Source organism: Rhizobium giardinii bv. giardinii H152, from assembly GCF_000379605.1.
Classification (GTDB): Bacteria; Pseudomonadota; Alphaproteobacteria; order Rhizobiales; family Rhizobiaceae; genus Pararhizobium; species Pararhizobium giardinii.
The window spans coordinates 61,920-76,151 of sequence record NZ_KB902668.1 but is presented as its reverse complement, the minus strand read 5'-3'; the positions used below and the strand labels follow the sequence as shown (position 1 = coordinate 76,151).

The 14,232-nt window shown below is 61.6% G+C and carries 12 protein-coding genes; 5 read left to right on the top strand and 7 right to left on the bottom strand.

Annotated features, from left to right (window positions below; all coding sequences use genetic code 11):
• Window positions 1-193: 193 nt before the first annotated feature.
• Both A3AY_RS0114920 and A3AY_RS0114915 read left to right on the top strand, forming a co-directional pair.
• A complete protein-coding gene (locus A3AY_RS0114920) occupies window positions 194-994 on the top strand; it encodes a glycoside hydrolase family 25 protein (RefSeq protein WP_018326459.1) in 801 nt (266 codons plus the stop codon).
• Between the two features lie 220 nt (window positions 995-1,214).
• A complete protein-coding gene (locus A3AY_RS0114915; protein WP_018326458.1) occupies window positions 1,215-2,423 on the top strand; it encodes a lytic murein transglycosylase in 1,209 nt (402 codons plus the stop codon).
• On the opposite strand, the gene A3AY_RS0114910 is transcribed toward A3AY_RS0114915, so the two are convergent.
• Complete coding sequence (locus A3AY_RS0114910) at window positions 2,410-3,726, bottom strand: cation:proton antiporter (protein WP_018326457.1); 1,317 nt, start codon at window positions 3,724-3,726, stop codon at window positions 2,410-2,412. The genes A3AY_RS0114915 and A3AY_RS0114910 overlap by 14 nt on opposite strands.
• A 183-nt stretch (window positions 3,727-3,909) precedes the next feature.
• On the opposite strand from A3AY_RS0114910, the gene A3AY_RS0114905 reads away from it, so the two are divergent.
• Window positions 3,910-4,845 (top strand): DMT family transporter, encoded by a 936-nt coding sequence (locus A3AY_RS0114905; RefSeq protein ID WP_018326456.1) that lies wholly within the window; start codon window positions 3,910-3,912, stop codon window positions 4,843-4,845.
• 508 nt (window positions 4,846-5,353) lie between these two features.
• Here A3AY_RS0114905 and metF read toward each other — a convergent pair.
• The 4 genes from metF to A3AY_RS0114885 form a co-directional block, all read right to left on the bottom strand.
• A complete protein-coding gene (gene metF / locus A3AY_RS0114900) occupies window positions 5,354-6,280 on the bottom strand; it encodes a methylenetetrahydrofolate reductase [NAD(P)H] (RefSeq protein ID WP_018326455.1) in 927 nt (308 codons plus the stop codon).
• A gap of 1 nt (window position 6,281) precedes the next feature.
• Complete coding sequence (locus A3AY_RS35360; RefSeq protein ID WP_051108352.1) at window positions 6,282-7,310, bottom strand: ArsR/SmtB family transcription factor; 1,029 nt, start codon at window positions 7,308-7,310, stop codon at window positions 6,282-6,284.
• A 169-nt stretch (window positions 7,311-7,479) separates the two neighbouring features.
• Complete coding sequence (gene ettA, locus A3AY_RS0114890; RefSeq protein WP_018326453.1) at window positions 7,480-9,129, bottom strand: energy-dependent translational throttle protein EttA; 1,650 nt, start codon at window positions 9,127-9,129, stop codon at window positions 7,480-7,482.
• 92 nt (window positions 9,130-9,221) lie between these two features.
• Entirely contained in the window at window positions 9,222-9,959 is a 738-nt protein-coding gene (locus tag A3AY_RS0114885) for a ribonuclease T2 (RefSeq protein ID WP_018326452.1), read from the bottom strand.
• 209 nt (window positions 9,960-10,168) lie between these two features.
• Here A3AY_RS0114885 and A3AY_RS0114880 point away from each other — a divergent pair, with 209 nt between their 5' ends.
• Window positions 10,169-11,104 (top strand): alpha/beta fold hydrolase, encoded by a 936-nt coding sequence (locus A3AY_RS0114880; protein WP_018326451.1) that lies wholly within the window; start codon window positions 10,169-10,171, stop codon window positions 11,102-11,104.
• Between the two features lie 147 nt (window positions 11,105-11,251).
• The gene (locus A3AY_RS0114875; protein ID WP_018326450.1) at window positions 11,252-12,898 is read left to right on the top strand and encodes a thiamine pyrophosphate-binding protein; all 1,647 of its coding nucleotides are present in this window, start codon (window positions 11,252-11,254) and stop codon (window positions 12,896-12,898) included.
• Between the two features lie 57 nt (window positions 12,899-12,955).
• Here the strand turns inward: A3AY_RS0114875 and A3AY_RS0114870 are convergent, their stop codons facing one another.
• Window positions 12,956-13,294: a protein tyrosine phosphatase family protein gene (locus A3AY_RS0114870; protein ID WP_018326449.1), complete on the bottom strand. Its 339-nt coding sequence runs from the start codon at window positions 13,292-13,294 to the stop codon at window positions 12,956-12,958.
• A 75-nt stretch (window positions 13,295-13,369) separates the two neighbouring features.
• Window positions 13,370-14,224: a DUF4432 family protein gene (locus A3AY_RS0114865; RefSeq protein ID WP_018326448.1), complete on the bottom strand. Its 855-nt coding sequence runs from the start codon at window positions 14,222-14,224 to the stop codon at window positions 13,370-13,372.
• Window positions 14,225-14,232 lie beyond the last annotated feature (8 nt).

Below are 14,232 nucleotides of genomic sequence, written 5' to 3'. Positions count from 1 at the left end.
GCATCACGCTCCCGCGCCAAGGTCGGATCAACCGGCGGGCGGCGACGGCAATGCCATTTCAACATTGCGGCTTGAAACTAACTCAATTTTTACCATGATGTGGCGAATATGGGGCTCACGCCTCCGGGGGATTCACATCAGCGGGCACCATCGTGTGAGGCATCATCGTCGATCGTTTCAGAACGGGAACCTCATGCGCCGGCTATTCCTGGCTCTTCTGCCTATTGTGACGCTTCTTTCCGGCTGCACGTCGACCGACTACGATCTGGTTTCCACCGCATCGATCCCGCCCAAGTTCCAGGACAAGGACCCGCAGGATTTCGGCGAACGCACGCCGTATAATCACAATATCCACGGCGTCGACGTCTCGAAGTGGCAGGGCGATATCGACTGGGTCAAGGTGAAGGGATCCGGGGTTTCGTTCGCCTTCATCAAGGCGACGGAAGGCAAGGACAGGGTAGACGCACGGTTCAACGAATACTGGCAGCGCGCCCGCGCCGCCGGCCTGCCCTACGCGCCCTATCATTTCTACTATTTCTGCTCGACGGCCGATCAGCAGGCCGACTGGTTCATCGCCAATGTGCCGAGGAACGCGGTCTATCTTCCGCCGGTTCTCGATGTCGAATGGAACGGCGAATCCAAGACCTGCCGCTACCGGCCTTCGCCGCTGACCGTGCAGACCGAAATGAAGCGCTTCATGGACCGGCTTGAGCAGCATTACGGCAAGCGCCCGATCATCTACACCTCGGTTGACTTCCACCGCGACAATCTTGTCGGCCAGTTCAAGGACTATCATTTCTGGGTTCGTTCGGTGGCCAAGCACCCGACGGAGATCTACCCGCAGCGCCGCTGGGCCTTCTGGCAATATACCAGCACGGGCGTCATCCCTGGCATTGACGGCGACGCCGACATCAATGTCTTTGCGGGGTCGCCCAAGAACTGGAAGAATTGGGTGGCAGCCGTTTCGAAAGCGCGCGAACAAGCCGAGAATTGAGCGACCAATGCAATGTCGCCCAACAGTGTGCGGCGGGTTTCGGGTAGCGACATGCATGGAAACAAGGACCCAATTATCCATTTTGCCGTGATGCGCTTCAGGGGCGGTTTTCTTCTTTCCGCCCCATTGCCGTGCGACAGCGGCTTCCATATTCACCAACAACCGCGGCTCTTTTGCGGGCCGCATCCGGCCAGTCCCGGCCTGACAACAAGGACTTGCGATGACACGCGGCACCCTGCGCTCCGTTCTTTCGATCGGCTTTCTCACCCTTCTGACCTCGTCTGCCCTTGCGCAGCAAACGACGACGCCGGCAGCGCCCTGCGGCGGCGACCTCGCGTCCTTCCTGCAAGGCGTCAAGGCCGAGGCGATTGCCAAGGGTATCCCGGCAGAAGCCGTCGACCGCGCGCTCGCCGGCGCTGCGATTTCCGAGAAGGTACTGAGCCGTGACCGCGCGCAGGGCGTCTTCAAGCAGAGCTTCACCGATTTCTCCCAACGCACCGTCAGCAAGGGGCGTCTGGATACGGGCGCCAAGAAGATGAAGGAATATGCCGCGGTCTTCGAGCGGGCGGAAAGCGAATTCGGCGTTCCGGCCCCGGTGATCACCGCCTTCTGGGCGATGGAGACGGATTTCGGCGCCGTCCAGGGGGATTTCAACACCCGCAATGCGCTGGTCACGCTGGCGCACGACTGCCGCCGCCCGGAAATGTTCCGGCCGCAGCTGATCGCCGCCATCGAGATGGTCCAGCACGGCGATCTTGACCCGGCAACCACCACGGGCGCCTGGGCCGGAGAAATCGGTCAGGTGCAGATGCTGCCGGAAGACATCATCGCGCAAGGGGTGGATGGCGATGGCGACGGCCATGTGAACCTCAAGCAGAGCTCGCCAGACGCGATCCTGACGGCCGCGAAATTCATCAAGAGCCTTGGCTTTACGGCCGGCCAGCCCTGGATCCAGGAGGTTAGCCTGCCGGAAAACCTGCCGTGGGAGAAGACCGGCTTGCAGTCCGGCATGACCGCCGGCGACTGGTTCGCCCTCGGCGTCAAGCCGCGCGACGGCAATACCACATTTTCGCAGCTTCCCGCCTCGGTCGTCGTCCCGCAGGGACGCCATGGCGTTGCCTTCATGACCTACCCGAATTTCAACATCTATCTCGAATGGAACCAGTCATTCATCTACACGACCTCTGCTGCCTATTTCGCCACCCGCCTTGCCGGCGCGCCGCCCTATGAGAGCGGCAATCCTGAACAGGGATTGAGTGACGAGCGCATGAAGGCGCTTCAGGTTAAACTTCAGACGATGGGCCACGACGTCGGCAAGATCGATGGCATCCTCGGTTCCGGCACGCGCGCCGCGCTGCAGAAGGAACAGCTGCGCCTTGGCCTGCCGGCTGACGGCTGGGCGACGGAAACGGTTCTCAACGCTCTTTAGCGTCTGCCTCGCGCTCGCCGCGCAAACGCGCCCGCCGCCGGTGGTGGCGGGCAAGCCGCAACGCGCGGTACCGCAGGCGAAGCGACCAACGGGCATCCGCAAGCGCTGCCCCTCCCTTCGACACCTCGCTCAGTTCGCGCGCATAGGCGATCGCAAACGCCTTGCGGTAGGTCGAAAGATGTTCGGAAGCGATGTTCTCCAGCCGGTGCATCACGCTGACCCACACCGGCGATACCAGCAGCGTGACGGCGGTAACGGCGATTGCGACCTTGTAGGTATCGAACTGCAGCACGCCTGCGCTCAGGCCGGCAGCCGCCAGCACGAAGGAGAATTCGCCGATCTGCGCCATCGACAGGCCGGCGATCAAGGCGATCTGGGGTGACGATCCGGTCTTTCGCAGCAGGAAGATGTTGAGCACCGTCTTGGCGGCAATGACGATCAGCGCGGCACTGAGGACCGACCAGAAATTTTCGCCGATGAAGGTCAGGTCTATCAGCAACCCGATCGACAGGAAGAACACCACCAGCAGCACGCTCTGGATCGGCTCGATCACCGGGATGACGCGGCTGCGCAAGGTGGAATTGCCGATGACGATGCCGGACAGAAAGGCGCCGTAGGCGGGCGACATGCCGGCAAGGCCGGAAATCGCCGCCGCGCCGAAACAGACGGCAAGTGCCCCGAGCGCCAGGATCTCGACCTTGTCCTCGACCGCCTCGCTGAACGGAATCCTCAGTTTCCCATGCCGGCCGAACCACCATAGCAAGGCGGCAAGGATGGTAATGGCGATCAGCATCTTCACTGCGATCGTGGCGATCCGCATGTCCTCGCCACCCAGGCTCGAAACAAGGATCAGCATCGGCACCACGGCGATATCCTGGGCGATCAGTACGCCGACGGCAATTCGCCCGGTTTCGCTGCGCAGTTCGCCCATATCCTCCAGCATCTTCATGGCAACGACGGTGGACGACATGGCGATGACGAAGCCGAGGATCAGCCCTTCCGCCAGGCTTGCCCCCATCATCAAGGCAATCAGCCCGGCGGCTGCGATGGCGGCGATAACCTGGCCGCCGGCGACAAGCAGCGCCTGCCGCAGGCTGAGCACGAAGGCCTTGATCGAGAGCTCCATGCCGATGAAGAACAACAGGACGACGACGCCCATCTCGGCAAGCAGTGTGACGTTGCCGCTGGAGGAGATGAAGCCGAACCCCGTCGGCCCAAGCGCAACGCCCGCCAGGATGAAGCCGACCAACGGCGGCTGGCGCAGGCGCAGAAAGCCCAGCCCGAGCAGCGCTGCGACCGCCACGACGATCGCGATGGGAATAAGCCCCTGCCCCTCATGCGCGGCAGCGGCGATGGATTGTGTCGTCAGTGGCTCCAGCGGATCGTCCTCGCGTCGATGGCCAAGCTCAAGAATCGGGTGGATAAATCCCGCTTCAAGCCTTACCCCTCGGTATGTTCCGAATGAGGCAGGGGAAGGTCAAGTCGCATGCACGCAAAAACGGATGGTTTGCAGCACCGGATGACACCGGCCACCTGGGGCCTTCTGGCGCTGCTGGGGCTGATCTGGGGCGGCTCGTTCTTCTTTGCGCGCATCGCCATCCAGCATGTGCCGGCCTTGACGCTCGTCCTATTGCGCGTGGCGCTCGCGGCCCTGGCGCTGCACATCTATGTGTCCGGCCGTTACGACATCTACAGCGAACTCAAAGCCCGCTGGCCGCAATTTCTGATGCTCGGGCTGATCAACAATGCCATTCCACACACGCTCATCTTCTTTGGCCAGACGCAGATCGGGGCCGGCCTCGCCGCCATCCTCAACGCCACGACGCCGGTCTGGACCGTCTTGATCGCCAATGCGCTGACGCATGACGAGAAGCTGAGCCTTGCAAAGATATCCGGCTGCCTGCTTGGCCTTGCCGGAACGGCCGTGCTGATCGGACCGAGCGCCCTGCCCGGGCTGATGCAGTCCGGCAGCAACATCCCGCTCTGGGCGTTGCTTTTCCCGGTCATTGCCGCAATCAGCTATGGTTTCGCCGCGACATACGGCAAGCGCTTCAGGGGACTGGCGGCGCCCGTGACCGCGGCCGGGCAGCTGACCGCATCGACGCTGATCATGTTACCGCTCGCCCTGGTCATCGACACGCCATGGCAACTGCCGGCGCCGCCGATCACCTCCGTCCTCGCGGTGCTTGCCCTGGCGCTGATCTCCACGGCCTACGGCTATATCCTGTTCTTTCGCATCATGAGCCGTGCGGGTGCGACGAACACCTCGCTGGTGACGCTGCTGGTGCCGCCCAGCGCGATCCTGCTCGGTTTCCTGTTCCTCGGGGAAACGCTCGAGCCGACGGACGTCGCCGGCATGCTGCTGATCGCCGCCGGACTGGTGGTGCTGGACGGCCGCATCCTGCCTTTGCGTCGACCTTGAAAAGGACCGGATTCGGCGTTCGTGCCGAGCGGAAATGTCTCTTTTCGGTCACTCACAGCGCATTTCAGTGCGTTACATTAACCAAATCGAAGACATTGTGAAAAAAATGTGGCGACGTCTAAAATCGTTGTTATTCAGCGGCTTAACCTTGTGCATAACGGTTTTTTAAGCACTAGGTACCGCACCGCAGCATAACTTTTTCTTTCACCCGTGACATTTTCACCCTATGTTTCGTGCGTTAACGCAAGGAGGGCCGGTTATGGGAATTACACATTCTTTGAATGTCCTCATGATAAGTGCAGCGTTCGTTTTCGTAGCAACCATGCTTTTCATCTGAAAACGTCAGGCGAACAGTCCAATCGGTAAAGAAGGACTATAATACCGTAAACCAATTGCAGCATGCTAATCGCTCCACCGAGCACGGCAAAGCAACGCTGCCAGACGACAAAGCCCTTGAAACCCTCCGGTCTCAAGGGCTTTTTTCTGTCCGGATGCCGATGCAATCCGCCTACGCTGCAGCACCCGCTGCGCGGGACGCGGCCGCAGCCGGCGCGGCCCGCTCAAACCCGACGAGATCGCAAACCGCAGCGACGAGCGGCGACCGGTTCATGGTATAGACATGGAAATCGCGGACACCACGACGGGCGAGATCGACGATCTGCTCGGCAGCAATATGGGTTGCTTCCTTGAAGCGCTCCTCCGGGCTCTCGTCGAGATGGGCCAAGCGGGCGACAACGACCTCGGGAATCCGCGCACCGCACAGCCCGGCAAACTTGCTGACCTGCGTCAGATTGTTGATCGGCAGGATGCCCGGAACGACGGGGATGGTAATACCGGCGCGCCGCACGCGTTCGAGATAGCGCTCGAAATCATTGTTGTCGAAGAAGAACTGGGTCAGTGCGCGGGTTGCGCCGCTGTCGACCTTGCGCTTCAGCATATCGATATCGGTGGCGACGTCCGGGCTTTCGGGATGCTTTTCCGGATAAGCGGACACGGAAATCTCGAAGTCGCCTCTGCCCCGGATCGCCGCGACCAGCGCGGCCGCGTTTTCGTAACCACCGGGAAAGGGCTCGTAGCGAGCGCCGATCCCGCCCTGGGGATCACCGCGCAGGGCGACGAAATGCCGAACCCCACCGTCGATGAACTCGCTGACGATCGCATCGACGTCATCCTTGGCGGCGCCGACACAGGTCAGATGGGCGGCCGTGTTCGGAAAGCCGGCCTCGTGGATCATCCGCCGCACGGCCGTCAGGGAACGCGCCTTTGTGGAGCCGCCGGCGCCATAGGTCATCGTCACGAATGCCGGATTGAAGGCAGCGAGATTCTCGACGGTCTGGAACAACTGCGTTTCCATCTCGTCATTCTTGGGGGGGAAATATTCGAAGGAGAGCCTCAGATTGCCGCGTTCGGCCGGGTAAAGGGTGTGTATCGGCATGTCATGGTCTCCCGGCATAGGCTAGGGCTTTGCCGCCCTCGGATAAATCCGCGACGGTGGTCTGCCGCTGGTCGCGGGCTAGCCATATGGTCACGGTCAACTGGCGGTCGCGGTCCTTTTCCGGGGCTAGATCGACGACCTCTTCGACACTGAGCCCGGCCTTCTCCAGCCATTCCGCCATGGTCTGGCGCGAAAAGCCCAGGCGCATATGGGCATGGTCGTCGCGCAGATATTCTAGCGCGTGCGGGGCGAGATCAATGATCGCCAGCCGGCCGCCGGGCGACAGCATGCGGGCGGCCTCGGCGATCGCCGCTTCCGGCTGCTGCAGAAAGTGCAAAACCTGATGAATTGTGACCAGGTCGAACTGGCGCCCGTCCAGCGGCAGGTTGAAGATATCACCATGCCGGATGGAAGCCTTGGTGATGCCGGCCCGATCCAGATTGGCGCGGGCAACGGCCAGCATGTCGCGGCTGGCATCGACGCCGACGCCGCGCCGGTAGAGGCCTTCGAACAGTTGCAGAATGCGCCCCGTGCCGGTGCCGAGATCGAGCAGCCCATCAACCGGTTCAGTGCCGACGACCTTTTTCAGCGCCGCCTCGACATCCGCCTCGCTGACATGCAGGCGGCGCAATTCGTCCCATTCGGCGGCATTGCGGCTGAAATAGGCCTGCGCCTTCTCCGAGCGCGCCTGCTTCAATGCCGCCAGCCGCTCAGCGTCGCGCGTCAACACCGCATCAGAGACGCTGGAAGCGGCCAGGAGATCGCGCACCAGGGCGACCCCCGCCCCCTCGCCTTTTAGGCGGAAATAGGCCCAGGCACCTTCCTGGTAGCGATCGATCAGCGCCACTTCTGCGAGCAGTTTCAGGTGGCGGGAAATTCGGGGCTGCGATTGTCCGAGAATTTCGGTAAGATCGGTGACGGTCAGGTCGCCGGCAGCCAGCAAGGCGAGCAGACGCATCCGCGTCGGCTCTCCCGCCGCCTTGAGGACGTCCACCAACGCGTCCAGTCCAAGCCCTTGCTCTCTCGCCATTGCGACCCTCATCAACACATAAAGATATGTTTATGTGATTTTCGCAGGTGCCGCAAGATGAAATGTGGCGCAATGCCGCAACGTCCACAAATGGAAAAGGCGGCCAAATGCAGCCGCCTTCCGGTTCACATATCCGAACACGCCGAAAAGGCGGCGCGTGGGCTTGTCCCTACCGGGTCAGACGCTTGTAGCTGACGCGGCTCGGATTGACCGATTCCGGGCCGAGGCGGCGGATCTTGTCCTTCTCGTAATCCTCGAAGTTGCCTTCGAACCATTCGACATGGCTATCGCCCTCGAAGGCGAGGATATGCGTGGCAAGACGGTCGAGGAACATGCGGTCGTGGCTGATGATCACGGCGCAGCCGGCAAAATTTTCCAGCGCGATTTCCAGCGCCGCCAGTGTCTCGGTGTCGAGATCGTTGGTCGGTTCGTCGAGCAACAGGACGTTGCCGCCGGCCTTCAGCATCTTGGCCAGGTGAACGCGGTTGCGCTGACCGCCTGAGAGGTTGCCGACCTTCTGCTGCTGGTCCGTGCCCTTGAAGTTGAAGGCGCCGCAATAGGCGCGCGAGTTCATTTCGAGCTTGCCGAGCTTGATGACTTCGGCGCCGCCGGAAATTTCTTCCCAGACGGTCTTGTTGCCATCCAGCGCATCGCGGCTCTGGTCGACATAGCCGAGCTTCACGGAATCGCCGATGCGGAAGGTGCCGCTATCCGGCTTCTCCTGACCGGTGATCATCCGGAACAGGGTCGTCTTGCCAGCGCCGTTCGGTCCGATGACACCGACGATGCCACCCGGCGGCAACTTGATCGACAGGTTGTCGATCAGCACGCGATCGCCGTAACCCTTGGTGATGTTCTCCGCTTCAATGACGACCTGACCAAGACGTTCACCGATCGGAATGATGATCTGCGCATCGCCGAGACGCATCTTATCGGCGGCATCGACCAGTTCGTCATAGGCCTTGATACGCGCCTTTGATTTGGCCTGACGGGCTTTCGGGCTGGAAGCGATCCATTCCTGCTCGCGGCTGATCGCCTTCTGGCGGGATGCTTCTTCGCGGTTTTCCTGGGCCATGCGCTTGGCCTTGGCGAGCAGGTAGGCCGAGTAGTTGCCTTCGTAGGGAATGCTGCGGCCGCGGTCGAGTTCGAGGATCCAGCCCGTGACGTTGTCGAGGAAGTAGCGGTCGTGGGTGATCATCATCACGGCGCCCGGATACTGGCGCAGATGATTTTCCAGCCAGGCAATGGTTTCGGCGTCCAGATGGTTGGTCGGTTCGTCGAGCAGAAGCAGGTCCGGCTTCGACAGCAGCAGCTTGCAGAGCGCCAGGCGGCGGCGCTCACCACCCGAAAGGCTCGTCACGTCGGCATCGCCGGGCGGGCAGCGCAGCGCGTCCATGGCCATTTCGACCTGGCTTTCCAGATCCCAGAGGTTCTGGCCATCGATGATGTCCTGGAGCTTGGCGCCCTCTTCCGCGGTCTCGTCGGAATAGTTCATCATCAGTTCGTTGTAGCGCTCGAGGATGGCCGTCTTGTCGGCAACGCCTTCCATGACGTTTTCCATCGCCGTCTTGGTTGGGTCGAGCTGCGGCTCCTGTGCCAGGTAGCCGACGGTGGCGCCTTCGGCGACCCAGGCTTCGCCGGTAAATTCCTTGTCGAGGCCGGCCATGATGCGCAGCACGGTCGACTTACCGGCGCCGTTCGGGCCGAGGATACCGATCTTGGCATCCGGGTAGAACGACAGATTGACGTTCTCCAGCACCTTCTTGGTGCCGTAGGACTTATTCAGCCCGGACATATGATAGATGAATTGACGTGCCATATAGAGACTGCTCCGACGGAATGGGATTTTGCCCGCTATGTAGGCGAATTATCCCGGCGGAGCAATGAAGAAACAGGCTTTGCCTCAGCCATTCATTGAACGCCGGCGGCGTCAACGATCCCCCTGCCGCATTTAAAATCGGTATCGGCGGCAGCCAGGATCAGAGGCGACAGGCCAGCACCGGCCGAGACATCGCCGGAAAGCCCGATCGTCAATCCGGTGATCACACTTCGATCACCCGCCTTCTGGCAGCGCATCCGCACGCGTTCGCCGGCCCCCTTGCCGAAACTCGTGTCGAAGGCCTGCTTGATCTCGCCTTCCGTCACCTCTTGTCCGAGGCGAGCGGTGAACAGGGTTCGCACCGCCGAGCCGTTGAGTTCGTCGAGAAGACGCAGTTGCATGGCGAAATAGTCCTGCGCCGTGCCGCCCTGGCAGGTGCCGCTGCGCAGCCATTGATGCCGGTCGAGGCCCGATTGCGTTCCCGGCATGGCGATCAAAAGTTTCGCCTGCGTTTCCTCAGCCATCGCCAGTTGCGGCAGCTCCAGCCAGTCACCTTTCCTGTCGCGCGCCCGAATATCTGCCGCGACACCGCAATAACTCTTCTTCATCGGCCAGAGACCATGCAGGGAGAAATGCGTCGCATCGTGGCGTTCGGCCGTCAGCCCGACGCATTCCTTGCGCTTCGGCCGCGTCTCGCAGAAACCCGGCTGCCAGCTGACGGCGAGAATATATTGCGTTTTTCCGCTCGGCGCCTCCTTGTCATCGGCAAGCACCGGAAATGCTATCATGACCGCCAGCACGGCAAGTCCCGCACGGCTGAGAAAGCGCATAAAGATATTCCCCTGCATCGAAAGCCCTCCAAAAACAAGAACAAAACATGATCATTTAGTGACTAAAACGGGAAAAATGCAACCCTGAATCTATATCCGCCCGAACTTTCCTGACCTGATGCGAAACGAGCACCAAGCAGAGATTGCCTTTCGCTGACAAATCAAGTTGATAGCGGGGACGTGCTGGAACTTCGCCTGGGAGGATTGGCGTGTTTGCCAAGGTCGAAACGTTGCAAAGCCCGAGCGGAGCCGCGCTCGCCTGGCGCCGCTCACCGGCAGTTGCGCCGGAAAAAGGCGTGCTGATCATCAGCCACGGGCTTGCCGAACATTCCGCCCGCTATGCTCGGTTTGCCGAATTCATGGCCGGGCACGGCTTTCACGTCTATGCGCACGACCATCGCGGCCATGGCGCAACCAAAGCCGGCGATGCGCCGCTCGGTCGCTATGCACACCGGCAGGGCATCGACAAGGTCTTGACCGATGTTAGGGCAATGCGCGACATGGCGGCCGCCAATCATCCAGGCCTTCCACTTATCCTGTTCGGTCATTCGATGGGCGGACTGATCGCGCTCAATGCCGCAGAGACCGATCCTGGCCTCTATGATGGCCTGGCGGTGTGGAATTCGAACTTCAATCCGGGTCCTGCCGGCCGCGCCGCGCAGGTCATTCTCGGTGCCGAAAAGATGCTGAAGGGCTCGGATGTCCCAAGCGGGGTTCTACCGAAACTGACCTTCGGCGCCTGGGGCCGGTCTATTGCCAACCCCAGCACCGCGTTCGACTGGCTGTCGCACGATGCCGCGGAAGTGGCAAAGTATGTCGAGGACCCCCTCTGCGGTTTCGACGCCAGTGTCTCGTTGTGGATCGACCTCTTCGAACTTACGTTCCGCGGCGCAAGGCGGGAGCGGTTGCGGCGGCTGCCTCAGAACCTGCCGATCCATCTTGTCGGCGGAGGCGAGGATCCCGCTACCAATGGCGCCCGGGAAATCAAGTGGCTGGCCAGGCGCATGGTATCCGTGGGCCTTCGGGGCGTGACGATGGTGGTCTATCCAACGATGCGCCATGAAACGCTGAATGAAACGGAACGCGACAGCGCCATGCGGGATTTTGCCGGCTGGTGCCTGACAGTGGTGGGGCGGCGGACATAACGACGGCGTGGATGACCGACATTGCGGCAAAATTTACAGTCAGCGCAATGTTCATCGCGTCCGGCCTCTGACCGCAGGATCGACGGTGCCGGTCCGGAACCGATCAAATTGACAAAACATGTTTCACGAGCTTTGGGAGGAGCGGATATGAAGACAGGCGGGGAACTGATCGTCGAGGCGCTGAAGGCGAATGGCGTCCAGCGGATTTCCTGCGTTCCGGGCGAAAGCTATCTGGCGGTGCTCGATGCGCTTTACGATACCGACATAGACGTGGTGGTCTGCCGCCAGGAGGGCGGTGCGGCGATGATGGCGGATGCCTGGGGCCGTCTTACCGGCGAACCGGGCATCTGCATGGTTACCCGCGGACCGGGTGCGATGAATGCATCCGCGGGCCTGCATATCTCCCGCCAGGATTCGATCCCTATGATCCTGTTCATCGGCCAGGTGCAGCGCGACGCGCGCGAGCGCGAGGCCTTTCAGGAAGTCGAATATCGTCGCGCCTTCACCGAAATCGCCAAATGGGTTGGCGAGATCGACGATCCCGCACGCATACCCGAATTCGTCACCCGCGCCTTCGCCATCGCAACCTCCGGCCGCCCCGGCCCGGTGGTACTTACCTTGCCGGAGGACATGCTCACACAGAAGACCGAGGCGCCGGCCGCCAAACCCTATCAGCCTGTCGAAAGTCATCCCGGCAGCGGCCAGATCAAGACGCTCGAAGGCTTGCTGGCTAAGGCCGCGCGCCCGATCGCCATTCTCGGCGGTACGCGCTGGAGCGAACAGGCCATCCGGCAATTCCAGGCATTTGCGGAACGGTACACGCTGCCGGTCGGCTGCTCCTTCCGCCGCCAGATGTTGTTTGACCATCTTCATCCGAACTATGCCGGCGATGTCGGCATCGGCATCAATCCGACGCTCGCCAAGGAAATCCGCGAGGCGGACCTTGTGCTTTTGATCGGTGGCCGCTTCTCCGAAATGCCATCGTCCGGCTATACGTTGCTTGACGTGCCCTACCCGCGCCAGACGCTGGTGCATGTCCATCCAGACGCCGGCGAACTCGGCCGCGTCTACCGTCCGGACCTGGCGATTGCGGCGGCGCCAGCCGACTTCACAGCTGCCTTGGACGACCTGAAGCCCGCCGCCCCGCCGTCATGGCACGATCGCACCACGGCGATGCATGAGGCTTACCTGGCCTGGTCCACACCACCGGAAACCGGCCCGGGCGATGTGCAGATGGGACCGATCATGCAATACATCGAGGCGAACACGGCCGAGGATGCGATCTTCACCAACGGTGCCGGCAATTACGCGACGTGGCTGCATCGCTTCCACCGCTTCCGCCGCTTCAACACGCAAGCTGCGCCGACATCGGGCTCGATGGGCTATGGCCTGCCGGCCGCCGTCGCGGCAAAACATCTGTTTCCTGAACGCGAGGTGATCTGCTTTGCCGGTGACGGCTGCTTCCTGATGCACGGACAGGAATTCGCAACCGCCGTCCGCTATAACCTGCCGATCATCACGCTGGTCATCAACAACGGCATCTACGGCACGATTCGCATGCATCAGGAGCGGGAATATCCCGGGCGGGTGAGTGGAACCGATCTCACCAATCCGGATTTTGCAGCCTATGCCCGCACATTTGGCGGACATGGCGAGCGCGTGGAAAAGACGCAGGAATTTGCCGGCGCTTTCGAGCGCGCGCGCAGGAGCGGCAAGCCGTCGATCATCGAGATCAGGCTCGATCCGGAGGCGATCACGCCGACGCGGACATTGAGCCAGATCAGAAACGGCTAGCCGCACAGGTGCAAGCGGCGTGCGATCGCAAGGACGCGTGCCGTTCACAAGGCTTCGTCAGCCGCGAATGTGCTGGGTCTGCTGATACACATTGGTCGAGCGGGCGCCGGAGCGGCAATAGCCGAGCATCGGCCTCTCGAACGTATCCAGCGCATCGACCATCTCGCGCACCGCATCTGCCGTCACGCCCATCGGGCCGACCGGGATATGGGTGATGTCGAGGCCGAGCTCCCTGGCGCGGGCGGCGATGGTTTCGAACTGCGGCTGATCCGGCTGCTCGAAGTCCGGGCGGTGGCAGACAATCGACTTGAATCCCATCGCCTTGATCGTATCGAGGTCTTCGACGGAAATCTGTCCGGTGACCGAATATTCATCGTTGATCTGGCGAATGTCCATGGAAAAACCTTCCTGAAAATGGTGTCCGGACTGATGTAAGACCGCCAGCCTAAGGCGTCAATCGGAAAGCCGGTTTCACCGGATCTGGAACGCCAGTGCATAATCCACCGTTTCGCCCAGTGCGAGCATCGGCATTTCACCCGCAGCAGCAAGATCGGTCCGTTTGGCAATCCGGTGGGACACCGGCTCGATGCTAATGACGTCGGCCGTCCCGCGCTGGCATCGCCACATCTGCAGGAACGGCAGGGTTACGGTCGAAAACCTGACAATCACCGAGCGGCCGGACAAGGCGTCGAACGGACCGAGGCTCACCTGCGCCCAGCCGTCATCCGCCGTCTTCGCGGCCGGCAGACAGAAATGCGCGCTATCGCCCTCTCCGAACCGCCATGGTTGCCGCTCGTCGCCGAACATTGTCCCGCCGATATGCGTGTCCTCCCCGAGCATCGAGCCGCTTATGTTCATGTGGTACATCAGCATCGGAGCGAACGGTTTGGCCCCCGTATTGGTTACACGGTCCGACAGCAAGACTTCTGCTTCGTCCCGGCTGATTGCCCAGCGTCGTGTCACCAGCGCCGTTCCGCCGTCGGCGAGCAGAACTTCGGTTTCGGCAAAACATCCCGGCGGCTCGCCCGGGGCCGGCATTTCCGTGCGCCGCACCGGCGTGCCGCAAAGCGAGCCGTGCAACGGAAACCTTCGCCCGTCATCGAAACCCTCGACCGGTTCCGGATGGCGGATATGATCTGGACCGCAGGTAAAGAAGAAGCCCTGCAGCGCCTGATCGATGCGCCGGTCACCGTCCGAGGGAATAGCGGCACCGGGGGAAATATCGACGCCGTCGACGACAAATGCACCGATATCCAGCGCCGATTGGCGATCGAGCAGGATCTGGAATTCCGCCTCCTGATCCCTCCTGGACATCGTGATCGGCATCGAGCATC